The organism is Methylobacterium sp. WL64, assembly GCF_008039945.1.
In the GTDB taxonomy this organism is placed as follows: domain Bacteria; phylum Pseudomonadota; class Alphaproteobacteria; order Rhizobiales; family Beijerinckiaceae; genus Methylobacterium.
Genome location: NZ_VRVA01000003.1, coordinates 143678 through 168115, shown reverse-complemented (window position 1 = coordinate 168115; position 24438 = coordinate 143678). Strand labels below are relative to the sequence as shown.

23 protein-coding genes and 1 pseudogene are annotated in these 24438 nt (G+C 68.8%); 15 read left to right on the top strand and 9 right to left on the bottom strand.

Annotated features, from left to right (window positions below; translation table 11 throughout):
• Positions 1–91: 91 nt before the first annotated feature.
• On the bottom strand, positions 92–658 hold the full coding sequence (locus tag FV242_RS03005) for an SMI1/KNR4 family protein (protein ID WP_147937885.1): 567 nt from the start codon (positions 656–658) through the stop codon (positions 92–94).
• Between the two features lie 117 nt (positions 659–775).
• Between FV242_RS03005 and FV242_RS03000 the strand changes: the two genes are divergently transcribed.
• The 5 genes from FV242_RS03000 to gatB all read left to right on the top strand — a co-directional run bounded on the left by FV242_RS03000 (position 776) and on the right by gatB (position 5018).
• Positions 776–970 (top strand): hypothetical protein, encoded by a 195-nt coding sequence (locus FV242_RS03000; protein WP_147906568.1) that lies wholly within the window; start codon positions 776–778, stop codon positions 968–970.
• A gap of 229 nt (positions 971–1199) precedes the next feature.
• Complete coding sequence (gene gatC, locus FV242_RS02995; RefSeq protein ID WP_147906569.1) at positions 1200–1487, top strand: Asp-tRNA(Asn)/Glu-tRNA(Gln) amidotransferase subunit GatC; 288 nt, start codon at positions 1200–1202, stop codon at positions 1485–1487.
• Between the two features lie 73 nt (positions 1488–1560).
• Complete coding sequence (gene gatA / locus FV242_RS02990; RefSeq protein ID WP_246692391.1) at positions 1561–3039, top strand: Asp-tRNA(Asn)/Glu-tRNA(Gln) amidotransferase subunit GatA; 1479 nt, start codon at positions 1561–1563, stop codon at positions 3037–3039.
• Entirely contained in the window at positions 3036–3335 is a 300-nt protein-coding gene (locus tag FV242_RS02985) for a hypothetical protein (protein WP_147906571.1), read from the top strand. Before gatA ends, FV242_RS02985 begins: the two co-directional genes overlap by 4 nt.
• A 210-nt stretch (positions 3336–3545) precedes the next feature.
• Positions 3546–5018 carry an Asp-tRNA(Asn)/Glu-tRNA(Gln) amidotransferase subunit GatB gene (gene gatB / locus FV242_RS02980; protein ID WP_147937918.1) on the top strand — a complete coding sequence of 491 codons (1473 nt, stop codon included), beginning with the start codon at positions 3546–3548 and terminating at the stop codon, positions 5016–5018.
• 666 nt (positions 5019–5684) lie between these two features.
• Here the strand turns inward: gatB and FV242_RS35330 are convergent.
• The 5 genes and pseudogenes from FV242_RS35330 to FV242_RS02955 form a co-directional block, all read right to left on the bottom strand.
• A pseudogene (locus FV242_RS35330) lies at positions 5685–5873 on the bottom strand (DUF2380 domain-containing protein); the annotation flags it as partial.
• Between the two features lie 360 nt (positions 5874–6233).
• Positions 6234–7289 (bottom strand): HlyD family secretion protein, encoded by a 1056-nt coding sequence (locus FV242_RS02970; RefSeq protein WP_147937884.1) that lies wholly within the window; start codon positions 7287–7289, stop codon positions 6234–6236.
• On the bottom strand, positions 7289–7483 hold the full coding sequence (locus tag FV242_RS02965; RefSeq protein WP_147906574.1) for a DUF1656 domain-containing protein: 195 nt from the start codon (positions 7481–7483) through the stop codon (positions 7289–7291). The genes FV242_RS02970 and FV242_RS02965 overlap by 1 nt, the downstream gene beginning before the upstream one ends.
• A 24-nt stretch (positions 7484–7507) precedes the next feature.
• Positions 7508–9544 (bottom strand): FUSC family protein, encoded by a 2037-nt coding sequence (locus FV242_RS02960; protein WP_147937883.1) that lies wholly within the window; start codon positions 9542–9544, stop codon positions 7508–7510.
• Positions 9545–9753: 209 nt separating this feature from the next.
• Positions 9754–10086 (bottom strand): hypothetical protein, encoded by a 333-nt coding sequence (locus FV242_RS02955; protein ID WP_147937882.1) that lies wholly within the window; start codon positions 10084–10086, stop codon positions 9754–9756.
• 235 nt (positions 10087–10321) lie between these two features.
• Between FV242_RS02955 and FV242_RS02950 the strand changes: the two genes are divergently transcribed.
• Positions 10322–10957, top strand: coding sequence for a glutathione S-transferase family protein (locus tag FV242_RS02950; protein WP_147906577.1), 636 nt, complete (start codon positions 10322–10324; stop codon positions 10955–10957).
• 3 nt (positions 10958–10960) lie between these two features.
• Here FV242_RS02950 and FV242_RS02945 read toward each other — a convergent pair whose 3' ends face one another.
• Entirely contained in the window at positions 10961–11425 is a 465-nt protein-coding gene (locus FV242_RS02945; protein ID WP_147937881.1) for a DUF2147 domain-containing protein, read from the bottom strand.
• A 241-nt stretch (positions 11426–11666) separates the two neighbouring features.
• On the opposite strand from FV242_RS02945, the gene FV242_RS02940 reads away from it, so the two are divergent.
• From FV242_RS02940 to FV242_RS02925, 4 genes are all read left to right on the top strand, one after another.
• Positions 11667–12086 (top strand): type II toxin-antitoxin system RelE/ParE family toxin, encoded by a 420-nt coding sequence (locus FV242_RS02940; RefSeq protein ID WP_147937880.1) that lies wholly within the window; start codon positions 11667–11669, stop codon positions 12084–12086.
• Between the two features lie 13 nt (positions 12087–12099).
• Complete coding sequence (locus FV242_RS02935; RefSeq protein ID WP_187278314.1) at positions 12100–12489, top strand: XRE family transcriptional regulator; 390 nt, start codon at positions 12100–12102, stop codon at positions 12487–12489.
• A gap of 183 nt (positions 12490–12672) precedes the next feature.
• Positions 12673–13095 (top strand): nucleoside-diphosphate kinase, encoded by a 423-nt coding sequence (ndk, locus tag FV242_RS02930; protein ID WP_147856474.1) that lies wholly within the window; start codon positions 12673–12675, stop codon positions 13093–13095.
• Between the two features lie 170 nt (positions 13096–13265).
• Positions 13266–13631, top strand: a complete 366-nt coding sequence (locus FV242_RS02925) for a hypothetical protein (RefSeq protein WP_147906581.1) — start codon at positions 13266–13268, stop codon at positions 13629–13631.
• Between the two features lie 57 nt (positions 13632–13688).
• Here FV242_RS02925 and purN read toward each other — a convergent pair whose 3' ends face one another.
• A complete protein-coding gene (purN, locus tag FV242_RS02920) occupies positions 13689–14339 on the bottom strand; it encodes a phosphoribosylglycinamide formyltransferase (protein WP_147906582.1) in 651 nt (216 codons plus the stop codon).
• Entirely contained in the window at positions 14339–15406 is a 1068-nt protein-coding gene (purM, locus tag FV242_RS02915; RefSeq protein WP_147937878.1) for a phosphoribosylformylglycinamidine cyclo-ligase, read from the bottom strand. Before purM ends, purN begins: the two co-directional genes overlap by 1 nt.
• Positions 15407–15551: 145 nt before the next feature.
• On the opposite strand from purM, the gene FV242_RS02910 reads away from it, so the two are divergent.
• The 5 genes from FV242_RS02910 to FV242_RS02890 all read left to right on the top strand — a co-directional run bounded on the left by FV242_RS02910 (position 15552) and on the right by FV242_RS02890 (position 24403).
• On the top strand, positions 15552–16682 hold the full coding sequence (locus tag FV242_RS02910) for an AI-2E family transporter (protein WP_147906584.1): 1131 nt from the start codon (positions 15552–15554) through the stop codon (positions 16680–16682).
• 20 nt (positions 16683–16702) lie between these two features.
• A complete protein-coding gene (locus FV242_RS02905; RefSeq protein ID WP_147937877.1) occupies positions 16703–17413 on the top strand; it encodes a DnaA/Hda family protein in 711 nt (236 codons plus the stop codon).
• Positions 17414–17504: 91 nt separating this feature from the next.
• A complete protein-coding gene (locus FV242_RS02900; RefSeq protein ID WP_147937876.1) occupies positions 17505–20060 on the top strand; it encodes an RNA degradosome polyphosphate kinase in 2556 nt (851 codons plus the stop codon).
• A 270-nt stretch (positions 20061–20330) separates the two neighbouring features.
• Positions 20331–21881 (top strand): exopolyphosphatase, encoded by a 1551-nt coding sequence (gene ppx, locus FV242_RS02895; protein ID WP_147906587.1) that lies wholly within the window; start codon positions 20331–20333, stop codon positions 21879–21881.
• 425 nt (positions 21882–22306) lie between these two features.
• Positions 22307–24403, top strand: a complete 2097-nt coding sequence (locus tag FV242_RS02890; protein WP_147937875.1) for a methyl-accepting chemotaxis protein — start codon at positions 22307–22309, stop codon at positions 24401–24403.
• The last annotated feature ends 35 nt before the right edge of the window (positions 24404–24438 follow it).

The window sequence follows — 24438 nt, the reverse complement described above, 5'->3', positions numbered from 1 at the left end:
TGCATCGTCCCGAACGGTGGTCGCCGGCTTTCGGGACGATGCCGCATAAAAACTGAGAGCATCATTCAGGATTCCGACCCTTGGCGATGCTCTAAGCGACCCCGGCGCCACGCGCCAGCGTGGCCTCCGAGATCCCCTCGAACCCGGCGGGGAGCGACGCCGCCCCGGGGCCCAGGACCAGGGCGGCGGAGGGTCCGGTCACCCGGGTGAAGAAATCGGCCAGGCTCTCGCCGCCGAACCGCACCGTCTCGAGGTCGGGCGCGAGCAGCCAGATGTCGTATTCCTCTCCGGTGCCGGAGACGTCCCAGAACAGGAAGCTGCCGTCCTCGCCGGCGCCGAAGAAGCACGCGCGCTCGATCACCGCCGGGTCGCCGTCCTCGACATCGAAGCGGTGCGGTTCCCCGCCATCCTCCAGCATCGCCACGGCGTTGCCGACGCTGATGGCGATCACCCCGGCCTGGGTGGCCAGATCGCTGGCCTCGTACGGCGACGGAACGGCGATCCGGAACTGCCCGCCCGCCAGGCCGATGCCGCAGGTCTCGCAGAAGCTGCGGTAGGAGGCGGGCAGGGGGAAGCCCAGCTCCGCCGCGGCGCGGTCGAGGTCGGCCCCCTGCGCCGTGAACCCCGCCGCCAGGCTCGTGAACACAGACTCCCACATCACAGCCACTCCACCGTCCACAGCGTTAACGCTCTCCGTAGATCGACCCGGATGCGCCCGGAGCCGTTCGCGAATAGGTAGGTTAAGACTTCGTTAATCCCCACTCCGGGTATCGCCATGACGACGATCGGCCAGCCCTGCACTCCGGCCCAGCCCAGCCGCAAACGATCCGTGACCCGCAAGCACTGCTGGATGTTGGTCCTGGCCTTCGAAGTCCTGGTCTTCGGCGCCTCGCAATCGGTCTTCCGGCCCGTGCGCCCGGCCGGCATCACCATCGAGATGTCGGTCACGCCGAACCACGTGGTGACCTAGCGCATCGCGCCGGGCAGCGGAACCGGCACGATGCGCTAGATCCTTGGTCCGCATCGTCTTTTTCCGAAATCCAGCCGCTACCGTCCGGAAAGAGGCGTTCGGCGCGCCTCTCGCCCGCCATCCTGTGGGGCGGGCCGGCTCTAACGCCCGCGTTGCGGCGCGTCGAACCGCAGTGCTATAGCGCGGCCGGCGCCGGGGATGCCTCCCGGGCAGGGACGAACGGGACGGCATGTCGGTCGACGAGAAGACGGTTCGGCGCATCGCGCATCTGGCGCGGATCGCGGTCACCGACGACGAGGTCGGTCCGCTGCAGGGTGAGCTGAACGCCATCCTGGCCTTCGTCGAGCAGCTCGGCGCCATCGACGTGAGCGGCGTCGAGCCGATGACCTCGGTCACCCCGATGGCGATGAAGAAGCGCGAGGACGTGGTCACCGAGGGTGGCCGCGCCGCGGACGTGGTCGCCAACGCCCCCGAGACCGAAGACAATTACTTCCTGGTTCCGAAGGTCGTCGAGTAGGCTGCATCCAGCCTTCGGCGAAGCTAACATTCTGGCGGGCATGCGCGCCGTGGCGCGCGAGGACGGGAACAGCGTGGATCCGAACGAACTCACCCTGGCCGAGGCGCGCGACGCCCTCAAGGCGAAGCGGATCTCGGCCCGCGAGCTGACCCAGGCCCATCTCGACGCGATGGCCAAGGCCCGCGCCCTGAACGCCTACATCCTGGAGACGCCGGACCGCGCTCTCGCGATGGCGGATGCCGCGGACCAGAAGTTCGCGGCCGGTGCGGCGCGCCCGCTCGAAGGCATCCCGCTCGGGATCAAGGACCTGTTCTGCACCGAGGGCGTCACCACGACCGCGGGCTCCAAGATCCTCGAAACCTTCGTGCCGCACTACGAATCGGCTGTTTCGGCAAACCTCTGGCGCGACGGCGCCGTGATGCTGGGCAAGCTGAACCTCGACGAATTCGCCATGGGCTCATCCAACGAGACCAGCGCCTATGGCAACGTGGTTTCGCCCTGGCGGCGCAAGGGCTCCGAGGCGCAGCTGGTGCCGGGCGGGTCCTCCGGCGGTTCGGCCGCCGCCGTGGCGGCGCGGCTGTGCCTGGGCGCCACCGCTACCGATACCGGCGGCTCGATCCGCCAGCCCGCCGCCTTCACGGGCACGGTCGGGATCAAGCCGACCTACGGCCGCTGCTCGCGCTGGGGTACGGTGGCCTTCGCGTCCTCCCTCGACCAGGCCGGCCCGATCGCGCGCACGGTGCGGGACTGCGCGATCCTGCTCGGCTCGATGGCCGGTCCGGATGCGCGCGACACCACCTGCGTCGACCTCCCGGTACCGGACTTCGAGGCCGCGGTCAGCCGCGGCGTGAAGGGCCTGACCATCGGCATCCCCAAGGAGTACCGGGTCGACGGCATGCCGCCCGAGATCCAGAAGCTCTGGGACGACGGCGCAGCCTGGCTGAAGGATGCCGGCGCGACGATCAGGGAGATTTCCCTGCCGCACACCTCCTCGGCGCTGCCGGCCTATTACATCGTCGCCCCGGCCGAGGCGTCCTCGAACCTCGCGCGCTACGACGGCGTCCGCTACGGCCTGCGCGTGCCCGGCAAGGACATCGCCGGGATGTACGAGAACACCCGCGCCGCCGGCTTCGGCCGCGAGGTCAAGCGCCGGATCATGATCGGCACCTACGTGCTCTCGGCCGGCTACTACGATGCCTATTACGTCCGCGCCCAGAAGATCCGCACCCTGATCAAGCGCGACTTCGAGGAGGCTTACGCGGCCGGGATCGACGCGATCCTGACCCCGGCAACGCCGTCCTCGGCCTTCGGGATCGGCGAGAAGGCGTCGGCCGACCCGGTGGAGATGTACCTCAACGACGTGTTCACCGTGACGGTGAACATGGCGGGGCTGCCAGGCATCGCCGTCCCGGCCGGCATCGACGGCCAGGGCCTGCCCCTCGGCCTTCAGCTGATCGGCCGTCCCTTCGACGAGGAGACGCTGTTCGCGGTCGCCCAGGTGATCGAGCAAGCCGCCGGCCGGACGACCCTGCCCGAGCCTTGGTGGGCATGACAGTCCCCTTCTATCCCTGGACGGTCTGGATCTGGGCCGCGTTCGATCCGGCGCTGATCGTGGTGGCGGTCTATCTCGGCTGGACCGCCAGCCAGTTCGGCAAGGTCTTCATTGCGGCGATCGCGGCTCTCGGATTCTCGGTCCTGTTCTCCTGGGCTGTGAGCGCGGCCGGGATCCCGTGGCCGGCGCCGATCACCCATGACGGGCCGACCTTCTTCCCGGTACGGACGATCGCCGCCCTGCTCTGGGCCATGCTCGCCTATGGCGCCCGGCGGACGATCGCCCGGCGCGCTTGATTCTTCCGCGAAGCGGCCCGTAAGTGCTTCTCGAGAGTAGGACAGCGGCACACCGCGCGATCCCATCCGCGACCGCATCCTGAGGTGACCGCGCACGCGCGCCTACCAAGGGGGCCGCGAACGAGCCCACGAGGCCGCTGCGCAGCACCTCAGGATGCGGTCGTGAATTGGATCGTGCGGAGACCGCATCACATCCTGGCCCGGACCACCATGAACGCACCTGTCGACCCCAAGAAACTGATCAAGGGCGGCCTGCACGACTGGGAGGTGATCGTCGGCATGGAGATCCATGCCCAGGTCTCCAGCCAGTCGAAGCTCTTCTCCGGCGCCTCGACCGAGTTCGGGGCCGAGCCGAACGACCACGTCTCGTTGGTGGATGCCGCGATGCCCGGCATGCTGCCGGTGATCAACGCCGAATGCGTCGCCCAGGCGGTACGGACCGGTCTCGGCCTGAAGGCGCAGATCAACCTGCGCTCGGTGTTCGACCGGAAGAACTACTTCTACCCGGATCTCCCGCAGGGCTACCAGATCTCGCAGTACAAGGACCCAATCGTCGGCGAGGGCGAGGTGCTGGTCGACATGGCCGACGGCACGTCGATCACGGTCGGCATCGAGCGGCTGCACCTGGAGCAGGATGCCGGCAAGTCGCTGCACGATCAGGATCCGCTGCGCAGCTTCGTCGACCTCAACCGCTCGGGCGTGGCGCTGATGGAGATCGTCTCCCGGCCGGACCTGCGCTCGTCTGAGGAAGCCAAGGCCTACGTGACCAAGCTGCGCACGATCCTGCGCTACCTCGGCACCTGCGACGGCGACATGGAGAAGGGCTCGCTGCGCGCCGACGTGAACGTCTCGGTACGCCGCCCGGGTGAGCCGCTGGGCACGCGCTGCGAGATCAAGAACGTCAACTCGATCCGCTTCATCGGCCAGGCGATCGAGATCGAGGCCCGGCGCCAGATCGCGATCCTGGAAGACGGCGGCAAGATCGACCAGGAGACCCGCCTGTTCGATCCGGGCAAGGGTGAGACCCGCTCGATGCGCTCCAAGGAAGAAGCGCATGATTACCGCTACTTCCCCGATCCCGACCTGCTGCCGCTCGAGTTCGACCAAGCCTATGTCGACGCGCTGGCGTCCGGCCTGCCGGAGTTGCCGGACGCCAAGAAGGCGCGGTTCGTCAAGGATTACGGCCTATCCCCCTACGATGCCGGCGTGCTCGTGGCCGAGCGCGCCTCGGCCGACTATTACGAGGCGGTCGCCAAGGGTCGCGACGGCAAGGCCGCGGCCAACTGGGTGATCAACGAGCTTTTCGGCCGCCTCAACAAGGAGGGGCTCTCGATCGACGCCACGCCGGTCTCGGCCGACCAGCTCGGGGCGATTGTCGACCTGATCGGCGAGGGCGTCATCTCCGGCAAGATCGCCAAGGACCTGTTCGAGATCGTCTGGACCGAGGGCGGCGACCCGCGCGCCGTCGTCGAGAGCCGCGGCATGAAGCAGGTCACCGACACCGGCGCCATCGAGGCGGCGATCGACCAGATCATCGCGGCCAATCCCGACAAGGTCGCCCAGGCCAAGGAAAAGCCGACCCTGCTTGGCTGGTTCGTCGGCCAGACCATGAAGGCCACCGGCGGCAAGGCGAACCCGGCGGCGGTCAACGCCCTGCTGAAGGACAAGCTCGGCATCGCCTGAAGTGAGATCGGCAAAGCGCGCGCCGCTTGGTGATGCGACGTCCGCCTTGCCGGTTCCTGTCACGAGCCAGGGATGTCGGCGCGAGGGGTTCGAGTCCGGTCGGCGCCGTCATCTCAGCCGCGGATACGTCGTCCGGCCATCGCGGGCGGCGTTCATCGCGCCAAGTGGTGTGACCGCCGCGGCGATGCCGGGCGGTGGAGAGCCAATCTGGACCTGATGGGAACCGCGGCGGAAGCGGCGCGATGTGGGGCCTTTCGCGCATTCGAAGACGAGCCATTGCTTGGCCGCTTCTGCGCCCCTGAGGCCGCCTCCGTCCGGTTGTTCGTCTGATGCCGCTGGATTCCGGGCCGAACCTGTCCCGAAGCCGTCTAGGCGGCGTCACGCTGCGGTGGAGTCATCCCTGTCTCCTCCAGCTTCCGGAAGCTGATCTGGACCAACACATCCCCGACGTGCCGGCCATCTCTCCGGTTTGTGTTCACTATCGCTGAACACATCCGAAGATTGCGCCGCCTTCAGATGCCCGTCAACACCCGATTTCCGGCCAGGCTCGATTTTCCAAGAACCCCCCCGCATCCTTCGCAGCGCGGGACAGCCGAATCAAAGACTTACGGGCCGGGGCTCGGCACCGCAAAAGTTTGTCTCGTGCCCGTCTGGATCGACCGCATTTCACTGGCCGGCACCCCTGTCGTCCTCAACCAGAAACCCGATGCCGCGCTCGAAGAACTCGTCCGTGTCGCCGCGCAGGTTGACGCTATAGGCGCTCTCCGGAGCGTTTCCGGAAACCGGCTCGACATAGACATTCAGGTTCAAGATCCGGTTCGAAACCTTCTCGACCTCCCCGGTGATCGCGATGGCGGCGCCGAGCTTGCGGGCGAAGACACCGACGCAGCCGCTGCAGCGGCGTAGGTCTTGCGCTCCAGGCGACCTCGTCTTTCACCGGGTCGGTCGGCGCGACCACGGACAGACCCATCTTCCGGAGCAGGTCGCGCAGTTGGTCGCTGGTGCGTTCGAGCCGCGCCCGGTTGGCCTCGTCGCCCGGCACGGGGGAGAAGTTGGAGATTTGGACGTCGAACACCGCGGCCGTCTCGCGGGCCGCGACGGCTCGGCCCGCCGCACACAGCAGGCCTGCCGCGCTGAATACGGTCCGCAACGAGGGCGCCTCCTGATCGGCGCGCGTTTCGGGCCCTTCAGGACCAACCCTGTCGAGGTCTGCGATCAGCGTCGATCGGCTTCGACCTGCGGGCCGGACGGGCCGGAGATCAGGCCCGAGACCCGGTTGCGCAGGTCCATGAACCATGTCGGCATCGGCGCGCGGCCATCACCCACCACCACGGTCGCGGTCATGCCGGCCACCAGCGGCACGTCGGCGGGCTTGCGGTCGATGCGGACGCGGACCGGGACGCGCTGGGCGAGGCGCACCCAGGTATAGACCGGGTTCACGTCCGGCAGGCCCTGGGTGCTCGCCGCCGCGTTCGCCGTCGAGATACCAAGCGTGATGCTCTCGACCGTCCCCGTGAGATGCGGATCGTAGCCCATCAGCTTCACGTCGGCCGCATCGCCGACATGGATGTTGGCCATCTTGGTCTCCTCGAAATAACCGTCGATCCAGAACGAGTCCGTATCCACGATGCTGATGTTCGAGGTGCCCGTGCGGGCGTAATCGCCGACCCGCATCAGCAGGTTGGTGACGCGGCCGTTCACCGTGGATTTCACCTGGGTCCGTTCGAGGTTGACCTTGGCCTGCCGCAGCTGCGCCTGCGCGCTCTCCAGCGCCGCCTCGGCGATCTTGGCGGTGCCGGCGTATTGCTGCTTCTCCTCGACCGACGTCGACACGGTGGTGAGCGCCTGGCGCCGCGCGGATTGCGCATTCTTCACTTGGAGGTCGGCCTCGCGGTTCTTCACCTCGGCATCGGCCGAGGTGACGTTGACCTCGAAATCGATCGGATCGATCACGTAGAGCAGGTCGCCCTTCCGGACGAGCTGGTTGTCCTGCACGCGCAGCGCCACGATCTGCCCGGAGACCTGCGGGGCGACGTTGGCGACCTGCACGCGGACCCGGCCGTCCCGGGTCCACGGCGCCGCCACATAGAACTCCCAGACGAACCAGGCGGCCGCGAAGGCGACGAGCAGGATCACGCCCGTGGCGGCCAGCCGTAGGACCTTCCCGGCGCGGCCCCGTTGCGCGGTGAGGGGCGGCGGATCGGCCGGGCGCGGCGCCTCCTCGCGGTGAGCGGCTCTGGGATCGTCCTCGTCGGCGGTGGTGGCAGGCATCAGATGAACGCGATCAGGAGGGCGAGGACGCAGACGTAGATGCCGGCCTCGGCGAGCGGCGCGTTGGCGACGTAGCGGCTGAACCGGATCCGGGCAAAGACCCAACGCAGGCCGAGGAGGATCACGAAGGCCGCAAGCGCATACGCGACGAACGAGGAGACCAGGACCCCACCGATATGGATATCCTCATACATGTCGGTTTCGCGCCAAACCCAAAGTTAGAACAATGCGATATCGAGGCGCCGCAGGACGCGTCGATGGCGCGCGATGGTTCGGGCCGCGGTCACCAGGTCACTGGCGGCCCGCGCCGTCGTCAACCGCAGAACCCGGTCCTCCTGGGAGGCTGCCCGGATCAGGTCCCGTGCCGCGCTCTCCAGTGCCCTGTCGTCGCCGGTGGCGAGGCCGGCCCTGGCCCGCTGGATCGCGGCCCGCAACGGCTCGACCGCCCAGAGCCGCCGCAGCTCCGCATGGGCCCGCGCGGCCGAGGCTTCGAGCCGGGCCAGCGCGAAGGCGTGCGACAGGCTCGCCCGGCGCACCGCCCCGCTGCCTGAACTGTAGCCGGCGAATTGGAACAGCCTGTCCGCGTTGAGGCTCGTGCGGGTGGTCGCGTCCCCGCCTTCGCCGACCAGGGCGTCGGCCAGCGACCGCTGGGCCGAATCGAGTGCGTAGACCCGCTGACGCTCCGGCGTGACCGGCAGGAGCAGGCGGACCACGATCGACAGGACGATGGCGGCGATCACGACCAGGAACGCGTTCAGCAGGAAGCTTTGGGCGTCGTAGCTCTGCGGGTTGGACGGGCCCAGAAGTACGGGGAAGAACACGATCACGATGAAGCCGATTCCGAAGGTCTTCGGATTCAACGACAGGAAGCAGCCGAGGAAGATCACCGGCGCCATCACGATGGCGAGCATCGGGAAGCCCTGGACGCCGTCGAGGAACACGAACCGCGCGATGCCCGCGAACGTCGCCGCCAGCGTCATCCCGATGACCACGCCGTTGGCGAACTTCTTGGGATCGGGCGTTACTGACGAGAGCGCCGCGGTGGACGCCACCTGGACCAGCGCGAAGGATGCCTGCGGGAGCCCGAGTGCCACGAAGGCGGCGGCCGTGATGGCAAAGCCGATCGCCACCCGCAGGGCCCCGCGCAGGGCCACCGGGAAATCCCGGTGCGTCGGCAGCCTGGCGTCGCGCAAGGGCCGATGGCCGTCGGCCACCGCCTGGATCCCGTCCTGCGCGAAGGTGGCCGCGCAGGCGACGTCGAGGGCACGCTGCAGGACCACGACCTCGTCGAGGGGCCTTTTGCCGTCGCGGATCGCGGCGTCCACCAGATCCCGCAGTCGGGCGTCGTCCCGCTGGAGCGTCTCGGGGTCGGGATCCTCGGCGACGCGGCGGCAGATCGCGAGCGCCTCCTCCACCGCAGGGCTCCGCGTGCGCAAGCAGGCGGAGGCCGCAGCGACCGCGCGGACCGCAGCCGCCAGGACGTAGAGCGCCGCGATGCAGCTGCGCGCGCCCGCGGCCCGCCAGGGTCCGTCGTCGAGCTCGCCCGCGATGGCGCTGGCATCGGCCCGCATCGGCGCGATGGTGCGGATCAACGCGGCGGTCCGCGATGCACCCAGATCGCCGTCCGACAGGGTCTCGCGGGCGTAGGCGCGCGTGTCGTCCCAGGCCTTGCGCAACTGCGGCAGCAGCGTCCGCCAGGTACTCGGCGAGGCAAGGGCGTCGTTGATGAAGGTGATGACGATGATGCCCAGCACGATCACGGCGACGCGGGAGACCGCGGCATCGAAGGTGCCTTGCGGCTCGTCGATCTGGCCGAGGGCGACGATCGCCACCGTGTAGCCCGACAGCATCGCCCCGTAGGCGCGCGTGTCCTGGAGGTACTGCGCGGTGAACACGCACAGCCCGAGCCAGACCGTGAACGAGAGCAGCAGCAGGACCCGGTCCTGGCCGAACAGCGCCATGAACAGGATCGATACGGCGGCGCCGATCAGCGTGCCCAGCAGGCGGTAGACGCCCTTGGAGATCGCCTGCCCGCGCTTCGGCTGCGCGAGGATCGCCACGCAGGTGGCCGCCGACGAGGCGCTGTCGAGTTGGAGCCAGAACGCGGCAGCCAGGGCCAGCATCATGGCGATCCAGATCCGCAGGGCGAACGCCCAGGCCGGGGGCTTGGGCACCCAGGCATCGAGGAAGCCGATCAGTCGGTCGCCGATCGCCGCCTGCCGGGGCGAGCCGGCATGGGCCGAGACCTCAGCCATGCTGCACCGGGTCCGGCGTGCTTGCGCAGGGGCGATACCCATACCGGGAGGAACGCCGGCACGACGGCATCGACCACGCGCACCGATCGGCTGCCGGGTATGCCGCAGACGGCCGGAGTGCCTGCCGATCCGTCATGTCAGCACCGAATTCCACCCACGCTCCCGATCAAACCAGCAACGAACGAGAGGTGCGGCGGTTCGCGTTGCTGTCAAGCTTTGTCGCCGCCTTTCAGCCGCTTGTTACAACTGCTCCAGTATTGCGGCCATTTCGGCCCTTGAGTGGTCTTCTGAGCGTCGGAGAGGGCGCGCCACTGGGCGCCGCACGTCTTCTGCCGTTCGCGGGCCGCGCTCTGCCCGGCGCTCGGCGCCTTCGTGGAGGGCTCCTTGGCGGCCGGCTCCTTGGCGGCCGGCTCCCGGGTGGCCGGCTCCTTGCCCGCGGGGGCCTCGCTCGCGGTCGGAGCCGGCGCCTCCTTCGCCAGAAGCGGCTGGACCAAAAAGAGCGGCGCTATCAGCACCGCAATCCGCACACGACGATCGAACATCGAGACTCCCCCCGGGATCACAATGATTCCGGGGGGCAATCTCGCCGGACGGCCACGCTTCGGACAAGGGCGCGGCAGCTTTCGCCAACAAGACAGGTGCGCGCTCTCGGAAACGTGAGCCCGTCGCAATCGACGCCCTTGAGCGCGGCCGGGAAATCGTCTTCACTGCCGGCAGTGTCCGAGATCGGCGGGGGAACGCCGCGCCGCCGTGTGATCGGTCGAGGAGCAGATCAAGATGGCAGCGGTGTCCGGGCGGCCGATCGACGTCCATACCTGGAGCACGCCGAACGGCTGGAAGATTCCGGTGATGCTCGAGGAGTGCGGGCTGCCGTACCGCGTGGTTCCGGTCAACATCGGCAAGAACGAGCAATTCACGCCCGACTTCCTGGCGATCTCACCGAACAACAAGATCCCGGCCATCGTCGACCCGGACGGGCCGGGCGGGCAGCCGATCACGGTGTTCGAATCGGGAGCAATCCTGCAGTATCTCGGTCGCAAGACCGGCCAGTTCTACCCGACGGACGAGCGCGCCCGGGTGGCCGTGGACGAGTGGCTGTTCTGGCAGGTGGCCGGGTTCGGCCCGATGCTCGGGCAGACGCACCACTTCAAGATCTACGCGTCCGAGAAGGTGCCGTACGCCATCGAGCGCTTCACCGCCGAAGCCAACCGCCTCTATGGGGTGCTGGAGCGCCGGCTCGAGGGTCGAGACTACCTCGCGGGCGACTATTCCATCGCCGACATCGCGACGGTGACCTGGGCCAAGCTCAACTTCAAGCAGGGCGTCGAGATCGCCGCCCTGCCGAACGTGGCGCGCTGGCTGGACTCCGTGCTGGCGAGGCCGGCCGTCCAGCGCGGCCTCGCGGCGATCTAAGCCTCAGTTCTTGTTGGCGGCCTGCTGGTTCACGTCCGGAACCCGCGTCCAGGTCTGCGAGCCGCAGAGCACCTTGAGCATGCAGCCCGAGACGCTGAGCTCGGCCTCGCTCTCGCGCTCCAGGCTGACGGTATAAACCTTGCCCTCTTCGATGTTGTAGAGTTCACCGGTGAACTTCTCCTCGTCGGGCTTCAGGCCGTCGATGAGCTGCAGGCCGATTACCGGACGGCTGCGCTTTTTCGGATCGGGGTTCTTCACGTCGGTCTTGGCGGCGCCGTTCTCGGCGGTGGGTGCCTTGAGCCAGACCACCTTGCCGCAGACGAGCTTCTGGCCGAGGCCGCAGCGGTCGATGCGGATCTTGGCGCGGCCATCGCCGGTGAGCCACGTGCCGGACGGATCCTTCCCGGTATCGGCGGCGGCGGCCGAGAGTCCGGCGAGCAGGAGGGTGGTGCTGAGGGCGAGGCGCATGGTTCGTCTCCGTATGTTGGGCACCGAAGGCGCCTGAGGGGCGGACGAAATCGGCTTGGGCCGAGTGAGCCGCCGCAATCAGGCGATTTTTCGGCGGTGTTGCGGCAGAGCCACGGCTCAGTTTGTTTCGCCTGTTGGCAAAGCCGCCGCGCGGGCGAAACTCAACGCCAGCGCAGGACTCGCTAACGCACGCCCTTGACGATATAACTCATGAGTTATAATCAGGTCGGACGGCCCGGCAATGACGTGGACGGTCGCTTTCGACGTGGATTTTCGCGCGGAGTTCGCCGCGTTCGATGCTGAAGCCCGAAAAACGATCGCGGCTTATGCCTTGGTCCTCGCCAGCGAAGGCCCGCAGCTGGGCCGTCCCATGGCCGACACCTTCAAAGGCTCGAAGCACGCGAGCATGAAAGAACTGCGTCCGACCGTGAACAAGGTCGAATGGCGCGTGGCCTACGCATTCGATGTGACGCGCAGGGCGACCGTGCTCGCAGCCGCATCTAAGGGCGGTCGATCTTCGGCGCTTGTCTACAAGCAAACGATCGCGACGGCGGATGCGCGTTTCACGCGGCATCGAGCGAATTTGGTTTCGTCCCGGACCACACAATCGGCCTCGCATACCCGTTCGCAACGCAGCAGCAGAAGGACGCCCAGGCGATGACGGAGGGCTTCAGATGACAAAGGACGCACAGCGCGGAACCATCTTACCGCTCACCGACATCCTGGCGGAGTTTTCCCCAGACGATCAGGCGGAGATCCAGGCCCATGCGGACCTGCTTGTCCAGGAGAGCCGAACCTTGGCGCAGTTCCGGCGCGACATGGGGATGACGCAGGCAGAACTGGCGCAGGCGCTGGAGACCTCTCAGGCCTACGTGGCCAAGCTTGAACGTAATCCGTCCGCGGACATGCAGGTTTCCACCATCGCCCGCATCGCTTCCGCCCTCGGCGGAAAGCTCAGGATCGTCGTCAGCCTGCCGGGCGGGCCGGATGCGACCTTCGCGATGCCGGCTGCCGGCCCGCGGAAGAAAGCCGCGCGTTCGAGGAAGAGCTCGGCCACCGCCTGAGCTTCGGCTCCCGGATTCGGCGCGACGCCGCAGATCGCCGGCAGAGCCCAGTCCGTGCGCCGCTTGAGGCCCGGTAGGGCGCCCGCTATAAGCCTGCGGCGGAAGCGAAATTTTCGCGCCTGAGATGCGCCCGTCAGCCCGGCGCGCACCCTCCGCCTTTTTCACAGACAGACCGGACACACCATGGCCACCGAGCGCACCTTCTCGATCCTCAAGCCCGACGCCACCCGGCGCAACCTGACCGGCGCCGTGAACGCGGTGATCGAGGAGGCGGGCCTGCGCATCGTCGGCCAGCGCCGCATCCGCCTGACCCAGGAGCAGGCCGAAAAGTTCTATGAGGTCCACAAGGAGCGGCCCTTTTTCGGCGAGCTCGTCAGCTTCATGACCTCCGGCCCGGTGGTCGTGCAGGTGCTCGAGGGCGAGAACGCCGTCGCCAAGTACCGCGAAGTGATGGGCGCCACGAACCCGGCCCAGGCCGCCGAGGGCACGATCCGGAAGCGGTTCGCCGAGTCCGTTGGCGAAAACACCGTGCACGGCTCGGACAGCGCCGAGAACGCCAAGCTCGAGATCGCGCAGTTCTTCAAGGATTCCGATATCGCCGCCTGAAGCGGAGGCCGGGGTGGCGGGTCGGGCACACCGTTCCGCCATCCCGTCGCATTCCCCCCGGCAGCGGGATGAATGCCGCCCGGTGTGTCCGGTCCGTCATTGACGGAGCGGCGCCCCGCGGCGTCCAACGGCCGAGGTTATTTGACCCTCAGCCCTGGACCGCCAAGACCATGACGATGCGCCGCCTGCCCCTGCTGATCGCGTCCGGCCTGATCGCGATCGGCGCGACCGCCGCCCTCGCGGGCGGATCCCCGGCCCCGTTCCAGCAGTACGAGCCGGATCCGGCGCTGAAGACGGCCACGAAGGCCAGCCTCGAAGGCCGCGTACGCCATGCCTGCACGGTCGTCCAGGCCCGGCTGACCAGCGCCCCCGAGGCGTCCCTCGAGCGTCCCTGCGGCTGCTACGCCCGGCAGACCCTGCGCAGCCTCGACGAGTCCGAGGTCGAGTCCTACCGGGCGACCGGCTACTTCAACGATTCCGCCCGCGCCAAGGCCCTGTCGGCGCTCGACAGCTGCAAGCTGCAGCGGCCGATCTGATCCTCCCGGGGCGCGGCCCCGGCCCCTCCCGAAGGGGCTTGTCCCTTCGGGATCCCGCTACAGGCTGAACAGGACGCCGTCCGGTGCGGCGTCGGCGATGACGACGCGGTCGCCCTCCAGCCGGGCACGTCCCCCGGCCACCAGCGCCAGCACCGCGGGATAGAGCCGCCGCTCCTCGACGATCACCCGATCGGCGAGACTGTCCGGGTCGTCGCCCTGGCGCACCGGGATCGCGGCCTGCGCCACGATCGGCCCGGCATCGAGTTCGGGCACCACGAAGTGAACCGTGCAGCCATGCAGCCGCACGCCGGCTTCGAGCGCCTGGGCGTGCGTGTGGGTCCCCTTGAACAGCGGCAGCAGCGAGGGGTGGATGTTGAGCATCCGCCCGGCCCAGCCGGCTACGAAGTCCGGCGTGAAGATCCGCATGAATCCGGCAAGGCAGACGAGGTCGATGTCGGCGGCCCGGAGTTCGGCGTCGAGGGCGGCATCGAAGCTGGCCCGATCCCGGAAACCGGTGTGGTCGATCGCCCGGGCCGGAATCCCGGACGCCGTCGCCCGCGCAAGGCCGGCGGCATCCGGACGGTTCGACAGGACCAGCACGATCTCGGCCGGGTAGGCCGGATCCTTCGCAGCCTCGATCAGCGCGACCATGTTCGAGCCGCGGCCCGAGATCAGGACCGCGACGCGGGTCTTCCGGGGGGCGGCCATCAGAGCGCGAGGCGTCCGCTGAAGGTCACGGGCTCGGAGCCGCGCGCGGTGATCCGGCCAAGGCGCACCGGCGCCTCGCCGGCTCGGGTCAGGGCCTCGTCGACGTCGTCGACCGCCTCGGCGGCGGCGATCACCACCATGCCGATGCCGCAGTTGAAGGTCCGCAGCATCTCCGCCTCGGCGACACCGCCCTCGCGGGCGAGCCAGCCGAACACCGGGGGCGGGGTGATGGCGTCGAGGTCGATGGCGATGCCGATATCGTCCGGCAGCACCCGAGGCAGGTTGTCGGGGAAGCCGCCGCCGGTGATGTGCGCAAGCGCGCGGATGCCGTCGGTCGCCTCCAGGGCGGACAGCAGGGGCTTCACGTAGATCCGGGTCGGCTCCAGCAGGGCGTCTCCGAGGCTGCGGCTCGCGTCGAACGGGGCCGGCGCGTCCCAGCCCAGGCCGGTCTTGGCGACGATGCGGCGGACGAGCGAGAAGCCGTTGGAATGGACGCCGGAGGAGGGCAGGCCGAGCACCACGTCGCCGGGTCGGATACCGGGCTTCGGCAGCAGCGTGCCGCGCTCGGCAGCGCCCACCGAGAAGCCGGCGAGGTCGTAATCCGAGCCGTCGTAAAGGCCCGGCATCTCGGCGGTTTCGCCGCCGATTAGTGCGCATCCGGCCTGCCGGCAGCCCTCGGCGATACCGCGCACGATGTCGGCGCCGACGCCGGGCACCAGCTTGCCGGTGGCGTAATAATCCAGGAAGAACAGCGGCTCGGCGCCCTGGACCACGAGGTCGTTGACGCACATCGCCACCAGATCGATGCCGATCGTGTCATGGCGACCGGTCTCGATCGCGATCTTGACCTTGGTGCCGACGCCGTCGTTGGCCGCAACCAGGATCGGGTCGCGGAACCCCGCGGCCTTCAGATCGAACAGGCCGCCGAAGCCGCCGATCTCGGCATCCGCCCCCGGCCGCCGCGTCGAGCGCACCAACGGCTTGATCGTCTCGACCATCGCGTTGCCGGCGTCGATATCGACGCCCGCCTCCGCGTAGGTCAGTCCCTGTCCATCCTTGGCGGTCATGCCAGCGTCGTCCCGGTCATCATCGGGTCCGCTCTAGCGGCTTCCAGCGCGCTGCGCGAGTCGGCTGGCGCGTGCCTTGATCGGGACCTGCCCGATCTCCACTCTGCGACAGGGCGTGCTATGCGGCCCGAGGGGGGACGACATCATGCGCGCACGGGCTGTCATCGGGCTGGGGAGCCTCGTCGCCCTCGGCCTCCTGGTCTACCTGCTGCGCGAGGTGATGCTGCCGTTCGTGGCCGGCATCGCGCTGGCGTACCTGCTCGATCCGCTGGCGGACCGTCTGGAGCGCCTGGGCCTCGGCCGCCTTGCCGCGAGCCTGCTGATCCTGGCGCTGTTCGTCGTGGCGCTGATCGTGTCGCTGCTGATCCTGATCCCGCTGACCGCCAATCAGGTCGCGGGGTTGGTGAACGCGCTGCCCGCGATGGTCTCACGGCTCCAGGGGATCATCGCCGAGCGCGCCGGGCCGCTGCTGGAGCGCGTCGGCGGCGACAACGTGCTCACCGAGCTGCAATCCTCCGTTGGCACGCTGGCGAGCCAGGGCGGCGCGTGGCTGCTCGCGTTCCTCAAGTCGATCTGGTCAGGCAGCCAGGCGCTGATCTCGATCGCGTCGCTGCTGGTGGTGACCCCGGTCGTGGCCTTCTACATCCTTGTCGACTGGGATCGGATGATGGCGGCTCTGGACAGCTGGGTGCCCCCCCGGCACCGGGCCACGGCGCGCGACCTCGCACGCCAGATCGACGGCGCGATCACCGGCTTCGTGCGCGGCCAGACCCTGGTCTGCCTGATCCTCGGCAGCTTCTACGCCGTCGGCCTCTGGCTGGTCGGGCTCAATTTCGGGGTTCTGATCGGGCTGATCGCCGGCCTCCTGACCTTCATCCCGTATGTCGGGACGCTCACCGGCTTCATGCTCTCGGTCGGGGTCGCCCTGGTGCAGTTCTGGCCGTCCTCGGACTGGCTGCATCTGGGGCTGACCGTGGGCGTGTTCCTGATCGGCCAGTTCCTCGAGGGCAACGTGATAGCTCCGAAACTGGTGGGCGAGTCGACCGGCCTGCATCCGGTCTGGCTGATGTTCGCGCTGCTCGCCTTCGGAACCCTGTTCGGCTTCGTGGGCCTGCTGCTCGCGGTGCCGGTGGCGGCCTCGCTCGGCGTGCTCGTGCGGTTCGCCCTGAAGCGCTATCTTCAAAGCCGCCTCTATCATGCCGAGCAACCGGTGCTGATCGACCTGAACGACGAGGCCGGCCGGACCTTGACCGCCACCAAGACGCGGTCATCCTGAACGATCGATCTGGGCACCCCATGCGCGAGAACGCACCACCCCGGCAGATGGCCTTCGACCTGCCCCTCGATCCCCGGTACGGCCGCGAGGACTTCCTGGTCGGGCCGGCGAACGAGGCGGCCTACGCGCTGGTCGAAGCCTGGCCGGACTGGCCCGACAGCGTGCTGGTGCTGACCGGCCCCTCGGGCAGCGGCAAGAGCCACCTCGCGGCGATCTGGGCCGAGCGGGCCCATGCCTGGACGGCCGCCGCCTCCGAAATCGGGGCGGATGCGGTCCAGCACCTCGTCTCGAACGGCGCGCTGGTGATCGAGGATATCGATCGCGCGGAGGGGCGCGACGAGGCGGCCCTGTTCCATCTGCTCAACCGTGCCCGCGAGCGGGCGTGTCCGGTCCTGCTGACCAGTGCCTCCGGCATCGACGCCCTGGGCCTCGTGACGCCGGACCTGCGTTCGCGGCTGCGCCTGGCGCCGAGCATCGCCATCGAGGCGCCGGACGACGCGCTGCTGCGCGCCGTCCTGGTCAAGCTGTTCGTCGACCGTCAGCTGGTGGTGGATCTCAGCGTGATCGAGGCATTGGCGCTGCGGATCGACCGCTCCTTGGGACGCGCGCGGGATCTCGTCGCCGAACTGGATCGGGACGCGCTCGGACGCGGGCGGCGGATCAGCCGGCCCCTGGCGCTGGCCGTGCTACGCCGCATGGGGTTCGACGACGAGATCGATCCGGACGCTTAGAAGCGGAAAGCCGTGGCCGTCACGAAAGCGTCGTGAAAGCTACGGGTGTAGAATGGTAGACGCGCCGGCAGCGGCAAGGACAGGAATCGGAATGGAATCGACGCAGAAGCCCATGGACCGCGACGCCGCCGACGAGGCTGCGGAGCCCCGTCGGCCCGACGCGACCGATCCGGCCCCACGCCGCCCCGCCGCAAGGCGCGCGCCGGTCAACCGCACGGCCGCATCGGGCCAACCGGCCGAGGACACGGCCGATGCGAGCGCACCGGCTCCGCGGGCGCGCGCTCCCGCCTCTCGTACGGCCTCGCGGAGCGCCGCCGCCAAAAGCGCGGCCGTCAAGAGCGCTGCGGTGACGAGCGACACCAACCCGAAAGCGATGGCCGCCGCGGCACCCGGTGCAACCGCTGAGACGAAGCCTGTACCGATCGATACCGCCGACGAATGGCCCGCCGTCCCGGCGGCACCGGTGGAGCAGCCGGCCGGCGCGGCGCGGGAACCCGTGGTCGAGGCCGGGCGCTCGCTCCGGCATTCCCCCGAGCGGTTCGTGAACCGCGAGCTGTCCTGGCTGCAATTCAACCGCCGGGTGTTGGAGGAGGCCTCCAACCCGAACCATCCGCTTCTGGAGCGCCTGCGCTTCCTGTCGATCTCGGCGAACAACCTCGACGAGTTTTTCATGGTCCGCGTGGCCGGCCTGATCGACCAGGTCCGGGCCGGTCTGACGCTCCCGTCCCAGGACGGGCTGACGCCGTCCGAGCAACTGAACCGGATCGGTATCGAGGTGGCGCGGCTCGCCGCCGACCAGCAGGCGCGCTGGCGCCAGCTGCGGGTGGAACTGCAGGCCTCCGAGATCGAGATCGTCGAGCCCGCCGCCCTCACCGCCGAGCAGGCCGCTTGGCTGGAGGAATACTTCCTCAATCATGTCTCACCAGTCCTGACGCCGCTCGCGATCGATCCGGCGCACCCGTTCCCGTTCATCCCCAACCTCGGCACCACCATCGCGCTGGCGCTGGTGCGGCCACGCGACGGCCGGCTGCTGCGGGCCCTAATCCGGGTTCCCGGCGTCATCGATCGGTTCGTTCGCCTGCCCACCAGCCAGAGTGAGACCGCCGCGCGCCTGATCTCGATCGAGCAGGTGATCGGGATGTTCACCGGTCGGCTGTTCCCGGGCTATCTGGTCAAGAGCAGCGGCGCGTTCCGGGTGGTGCGGGATTCGGATCTCGAGATCGAGGAGGAGGCAGAGGACCTCGTCCTGCATTTCGAGACCGCCCTGAAGCAGCGCCGCCGGGGCGTCGTGATCCGCCTCGAGGTCGAGTCCGGCATGTCCGAAGACCTCCGCGGTTTCGTCGCCGACGAACTCGAGATTTCAGCGGACGCGATCTTCCTGATCGAGGGCATGCTCGCCCTCAACGAGCTGTCCCAGATCGTCGGGATCGACCGGCCGGACCTGAAGTTCAAGCCCTACAACCCGCGCTTTCCCGAGCGGATCCGCGAGAGCGGCGGCGACGTGTTCGCGGCGATCCGCCAGAAGGACTTCATCGTCCACCACCCCTACGAATCCTTCGATTCGGTGGTGCAGTTCCTGGCCCAGGCGGCCCGGGACCCGAACGTCGTGGCGATCAAGCAGACGCTCTATCGCACCTCGTCGAACTCCCCGATCGTCGCGGCGCTCGCGGAGGCCGCCGAACTCGGCAAGTCGGTCACCGCGCTCGTCGAGCTGAAGGCCCGGTTCGACGAGGAGGCCAACATCCGCTGGGCGCGCAACCTGGAGAAGGCTGGCGCGCAGGTGGTGTTCGGCTTCGTCGAGCTGAAGACCCACGCCAAGCTGTCGCTGGTGGTCCGGCGCGAGGGCGACAAGCTCGTGACCTACTGCCATGTCGGCACCGGCAACTATCACCCGATCACGGCGCGCGTTTACACGGACCTGTCGTTCTTCACGGCCGACCCGGCGATCGCCCGGGACGTCTCGCGGATCTTCAACTTCATCACCGGCTACGCCGAGCCCGCCGAACTGGAGCGGATGTCGGTCTCGCCCCTGACGATGAAGAACCGGCTGCTGGAGAACATCGAGGCCGAGGTCGCCCACGCCAAGGCCGGCCGGCCGGCGGCGATCTGGATCAAGTGCAATTCCCTCGTCGACGCGCAGATCATCGACGCGCTGTACGATGCGTCCTCGGCCGGTGTGCAGATCGATTGCGTGGTACGCGGCATCTGCTGCCTGCGGCCGGGCATCCCGGGGCTGTCCGAGACGATCCGGGTCAAGTCGATCGTCGGGCGCTTCCTGGAGCACGGGCGGATCTACGCCTTCGGCAACGGTGTCGGGCTGCCGCACCCGAAGGCGACGATCTACATCTCGTCGGCCGACCTGATGAGCCGCAACCTCGACCGCCGGGTCGAGGCTATGCTGCCGATCACGAACCCGACCGTGCACCAGCAGGTCCTCGACCAGATCATGCTGGCCAACCTCCTGGACAACCGTCAGAGCTGGCGGCTGCTGGCCTCCGGGGGCTGCGAGCGGATCCAGCCGGCGGACGGTGAGGAACCGTTCAACGCGCACAAGTACTTCATGACGAATCCAAGTCTTTCCGGCCGGGGCAAGGCATCGAAGAAGTCGAGTCCCCGCGCTCTGAGCCGTCGGGCTCAGCGCGCCTAAGTGCACCGGCCGATGCGCGGGACGCTCGACAGGTTTCGGGACCATGTTGTGCGGGTCTGCGTCCGGAAACTCCGCCCGGCGAAAGGGCCGGGCGGCCGAAACGTTGCTCTGCCGGCCCGATTGGGCTTAGAGCTTGCGCCGTCGCCAGGGATCCCGGTTCGGCCGCGAGCGCAGCGAATCATCGACGTGGAGCCGATCTCGGTTGCGGCTCCGGATTGCACACGCGGCCCGCCGGTCCGGCCGGCCACGTTCCATCAAGGACTCGGACGTTTGGGCAGCCCTCGCGCCAACCTCACCCTCGCGCATTCCGCCGACCGGCCTTCGCGCGATCCGCGGCCGCCGGTGGCGATCATCGATATCGGCTCGAACTCGGTGCGGCTCGTCGCCTATGACGGCCTGAGCCGCGCGCCGACGCCGCTCTACAACGAAAAGGTCCTGTGCGGCCTGGGCCGCAACGTGCTGACCACGGGCCGGCTGAACGAGGACGCGGTCAACCGTGCGCTGACCGCCCTGGGACGGTTCCGCGTGCTGTGCGAGACCATGCGGGTCGGCCGGGTGTTCGTGCTGGCGACGGCAGCGGCCCGGGACGCCGAGAACGGGCCGGACTTCCTGCGCGCCGCCGAGGCCGCCTGCGGCCAGGAGATCCAGCTGCTGTCGGGGCGCCGTGAGGCGGAGCTGTCCGCCATGGGCGTGATCTCGGGCTTCCACGCGCCGGATGGCGTGGTCGGCGACATGGGCGGCGGCTCCCTCGAACTGGTGGACGTGCGCGGCACCGTGGTCGGCCAGGGCGTGACCATGCCGCTCGGCGGCCTCGCCCTGCAGGACCTCTCCGGCGGGTCGATCAAGAAGGCCGCCAAGATCGTGCGCGAGCATATGCGCAAGGCCGAGCCGCAGCTCGAGACCCTGCGCGGCCGGACCTTCTACGCGGTCGGCGGTACCTGGCGCGCCCTGGCGCGGCTGCATCAGGCGGCGCGCGGCTACCCGGTCCACGTGATGCACGGCTACGCGGTGGAGCCCACCGACGAGATGAGCTTCCTGCAGATCGTCGAGCAGACGGATGTCAGCCTGCTCCAGGACGTCGACACGATCTCGGAGGCGCGCCGCCCGCTCCTGGCCTACGGCGCCGTGGTGCTCGAAGAGATCATCCGGGTCGGGCGCCCGCGGGAAGTCGCGATCTCGGCCTCCGGGGTTCGGGAGGGCTTGCTGTTCGAGCAGCTCGACCGCGACACGCGACTCGTCGATCCGCTCCTCGCCTCGGCGGCGGAGTTCAACGCTTTGCGCTCCCGCGCGCCGCGCCACGGCGAGGAGTTGATCGCGTGGACGGACCGGTTCGTGGCGACGCTGGACGGCCCCGAAACCGCGGACGAACGCCGCCTGCGCCATGCGGGCTGCCTGCTCTCGGATGTCGGCTGGCGCGCGCACCCCGATTACCGCGACGAGCAGAGCATCGCGGCGATCCAGAACGCCGCCTTCGTGGGGGTGGACCATCCGGGACGGGCCTATCTCGCCCTCGCCGTCTCGCTCCGCCACAGCGGCCTCGCCCCGGAAAAAGCCAACCCAATCCTCCGGACCGTGGCGGGTCCGCGCCTGTTTGAGCGGGCCCGCCTGCTCGGCGCGATGCTCCGGGTGGCGTTCCCGATCTCGGCCGGCATGGACGGTGCGCTCACCCGGGCGCCGCTCCTCGTCGAGGACGGCCGGGTCACGCTGCGGATGCCGCGGGATTGGGCCGCTCTCGCCAGCGACCGCCTTCTGAACCGGGTGCGCGCACTCGGCCGCGTGGTCGGGATGGACGGGCGCATCGAGATCGACACCGCCGCCTGACCCGACGCGGCCGGCCTGTCAGGCGCGCCGGTTCTGGAGCCGGATCGGCCGGGTACGACGGCCCGAACCCGCACCCGAAACCGGATCGCGCCCGCGGACGCCTGTTCGAGCGGGTACTTCAGTCATCACGTCCCGGGGCACGCCACGAAAGCCCTGCGTGCGACAAACGCGCGGCCTCGCCGCTGCGACGGTGCGGAGCTTTGGCCCCGGCATAAAAATTCTCTATTAACAGCCGATGTGTTGTCGGCACCACCGTACAATATGACGTCGTCTAAGCTATAACTATTGAATCATTTATTATAATTCTTTGGTTCTTCAACATCAAAGTACAGCAAATCCATCGCATCAGTAGGATGCGGTGCATCGAAAGAAAGTTTCAGGTATCAGGATCTGCAGAGGCCGTGGGCGGCCATCGGATTGTGATCATGCGTTGGCTTGGACGGTTCTCGATACGGACGCTCCTATGCTTGGTGATCGCCGCTCTGGCGGTGATGTTGCTGAGCTATACGACGACTGCGCTCGTCTCTGCGCAGGAACAGGCCCGGCAAGCCGATCTCGCCGTCACCCTGGCCCATACGAGTCGGCGCCTGCTCAAGACGATCCTGCCACTGCGTCTCGAACGCGGCTCGACTCTCGCCCTGGGTAGCCAGGAACCCGCGGGGCCGAACACGCTGTCGGCGATCGCGACGAACCGGCAGGCGATGATCGAGAGTTTCGCCAGGGCCCAAGACCTCCTGCACGAGCAGACCGTTCCGGCGGTGACCGCGACCGTCACGCGGCTGAACGCAGCGCACGAGGCCGTGAACGCGCTGCGCCCCCGCATCGACGCGGCCCTGCGCCTCACCAAGGAGCGACGCGACGCGACGCTGATGCCCGCGATGCTCGCCGCCTATCAAGAGCTGCTCGATGCCCTGACCGCAACGACGAACGCCGTGGACGGCGCCATCCCCCGTTCGGACGCCGCCCTGCAGCGTTATCTCGGCCTCAAGCGTGCGGCCTGGGCGGCGCGGGTCGCGATCGGAAACGTCGCCCTCCGGGTCCAGACGTCGCTGGCGGCCGGCACCTCCTGGACCCTGCCCGAGACCGTGGCGGCTGCCGGGGAACGGGCGCGGTTGGAAACGGCCTGGGCCGTCACCACCGAGGCCGCCGCCTCCGTCTCGGATACGGTTCGGTCCGCGTTCCAGAATGCCGACGCCAAGAACTTCCAGGGCGAGAACGCGGCCACCGCGAAGGCCGTGTTCGACGCCCTGAGCCAGGGAACGCCGCCGAGCGTGACGTTCCAGGACCTGCGGCAGCGGAATACCGAGACGCAGGCCACCATCGTCGATCTCGCCTACGCGAGCCTCGACGATATGATCGAGCACGCCGACCTCCTGGCCGATGCGGCACGCGGCATCCTGGTCCGCAACGTCGCCGCCCTCGCGGCGGTCGTCCTCCTGGTCGGCCTGGGCCTCGTCGTCATCTTCGCCGGCGTGCTCAGGCCGATCCGGACGATGTCGACGACGATGCGGGACCTCGCCGCGGGCGACGCCTCCGTGGAGGTGCCGGTCGGACAGTATCGCAACGAGTTCGGGCCCGTGGCGGCGGCCGTGCAAGTGTTCAAGGACAACCTGATCCGGAACCGTCAGCTGGAAACCGCGGCCGCTGAGGCGCGCCTGGCAACGGAGCAGCAACGCAAGGCCGGCATGCGCCAGATGGCCGAAGCCTTCGAGACGGCGGTCGGCGGCATCATCGGTCAGGTCTCGTCCTCGGCCGCCGAGCTGCAGGCGACCGCCCAGACCCTGACGGCCACCGCGAACCAGACGGCCAGCCAATCGACGACGGTGGCCGCAGCGGCCGAGCAGGCGGCCAGCAACGTCAACACCGTGGCGGCCGCCTCGGAGCAGCTGGGTTCCTCGGTGCAGGAGATCGGCCGGCAGGTCGACGGATCGGCCAAGCTGGCGCTGGGGGCGGTCACCGAAGCCGGGCAGACCGGCGCGCTGGTGCAGGAACTCTGCAGCGCAGTGGCGCGGATCGGCGACGTGGTCGGGTTGATCTCGAACATCGCCGGGCAGACCAACTTGCTGGCGCTGAACGCCACGATCGAGGCGGCTCGGGCCGGAGAGGCCGGGCGCGGCTTCGCGGTGGTCGCCTCCGAGGTGAAGGCGCTGGCCGAGCAGACCGCCAAGGCGACGGAGGAAATCTCCGGCCAGATCGCGCGGGTGCAGGCCTCGACCGGCCAGGCCGTGACGGCGATCGGCACGATCACGGCGCGGATCCGGGACATCAACGCCGTGGCGACCTCGATCGCGGCGGCGGTCGAGGAGCAGGGGGCCGCGACCCAGGAGATCGTCCGCAACGTCGGGCAGGCGGCAGCGGGCGCAGGGGAAGTCACCAGCAACATCGCCGGCGTCGCCAGTGCCGCGGAGGAAACCGGCAAGGCCGCGAGCCAGGTGCTCGGCGCGGCCACCGACCTGTCGCGGCAATCCGAACACCTCACCGCCGAGGTGTCCCGTTTCCTCGACACCGTCCGGGCGGCCTGAAGGCGCGACTCGGAACGATCCCGGCAGCCGAAGCT

What these genes read in the sequence shown, in the direction of transcription:
- FV242_RS03005 (WP_147937885.1), bottom strand. Translation starts at nt 658, where the DNA reads ATGTGGGAGTCTGTGTTCACGAGCCTGGCGGCGGGGTTCACGGCGCAG.
- FV242_RS03000 (WP_147906568.1), top strand. Translation starts at nt 776, where the DNA reads ATGACGACGATCGGCCAGCCCTGCACTCCGGCCCAGCCCAGCCGCAAA.
- gatC (WP_147906569.1), top strand. Translation starts at nt 1,200, where the DNA reads ATGTCGGTCGACGAGAAGACGGTTCGGCGCATCGCGCATCTGGCGCGG.
- FV242_RS02985 (WP_147906571.1), top strand. Translation starts at nt 3,036, where the DNA reads ATGACAGTCCCCTTCTATCCCTGGACGGTCTGGATCTGGGCCGCGTTC.
- gatB (WP_147937918.1), top strand. Translation starts at nt 3,546, where the DNA reads ATGAACGCACCTGTCGACCCCAAGAAACTGATCAAGGGCGGCCTGCAC.
- FV242_RS02970 (WP_147937884.1), bottom strand. Translation starts at nt 7,289, where the DNA reads ATGCCTGCCACCACCGCCGACGAGGACGATCCCAGAGCCGCTCACCGC.
- FV242_RS02965 (WP_147906574.1), bottom strand. Translation starts at nt 7,483, where the DNA reads ATGTATGAGGATATCCATATCGGTGGGGTCCTGGTCTCCTCGTTCGTC.
- FV242_RS02960 (WP_147937883.1), bottom strand. Translation starts at nt 9,544, where the DNA reads ATGGCTGAGGTCTCGGCCCATGCCGGCTCGCCCCGGCAGGCGGCGATC.
- FV242_RS02955 (WP_147937882.1), bottom strand. Translation starts at nt 10,086, where the DNA reads ATGTTCGATCGTCGTGTGCGGATTGCGGTGCTGATAGCGCCGCTCTTT.
- FV242_RS02950 (WP_147906577.1), top strand. Translation starts at nt 10,322, where the DNA reads ATGGCAGCGGTGTCCGGGCGGCCGATCGACGTCCATACCTGGAGCACG.
- FV242_RS02945 (WP_147937881.1), bottom strand. Translation starts at nt 11,425, where the DNA reads ATGCGCCTCGCCCTCAGCACCACCCTCCTGCTCGCCGGACTCTCGGCC.
- FV242_RS02940 (WP_147937880.1), top strand. Translation starts at nt 11,667, where the DNA reads ATGACGTGGACGGTCGCTTTCGACGTGGATTTTCGCGCGGAGTTCGCC.
- FV242_RS02935 (WP_187278314.1), top strand. Translation starts at nt 12,100, where the DNA reads ATGACAAAGGACGCACAGCGCGGAACCATCTTACCGCTCACCGACATC.
- ndk (WP_147856474.1), top strand. Translation starts at nt 12,673, where the DNA reads ATGGCCACCGAGCGCACCTTCTCGATCCTCAAGCCCGACGCCACCCGG.
- FV242_RS02925 (WP_147906581.1), top strand. Translation starts at nt 13,266, where the DNA reads ATGACGATGCGCCGCCTGCCCCTGCTGATCGCGTCCGGCCTGATCGCG.
- purN (WP_147906582.1), bottom strand. Translation starts at nt 14,339, where the DNA reads ATGGCCGCCCCCCGGAAGACCCGCGTCGCGGTCCTGATCTCGGGCCGC.
- purM (WP_147937878.1), bottom strand. Translation starts at nt 15,406, where the DNA reads ATGACCGCCAAGGATGGACAGGGACTGACCTACGCGGAGGCGGGCGTC.
- FV242_RS02910 (WP_147906584.1), top strand. Translation starts at nt 15,552, where the DNA reads ATGCGCGCACGGGCTGTCATCGGGCTGGGGAGCCTCGTCGCCCTCGGC.
- FV242_RS02905 (WP_147937877.1), top strand. Translation starts at nt 16,703, where the DNA reads ATGCGCGAGAACGCACCACCCCGGCAGATGGCCTTCGACCTGCCCCTC.
- FV242_RS02900 (WP_147937876.1), top strand. Translation starts at nt 17,505, where the DNA reads ATGGAATCGACGCAGAAGCCCATGGACCGCGACGCCGCCGACGAGGCT.
- FV242_RS02890 (WP_147937875.1), top strand. Translation starts at nt 22,307, where the DNA reads ATGCGTTGGCTTGGACGGTTCTCGATACGGACGCTCCTATGCTTGGTG.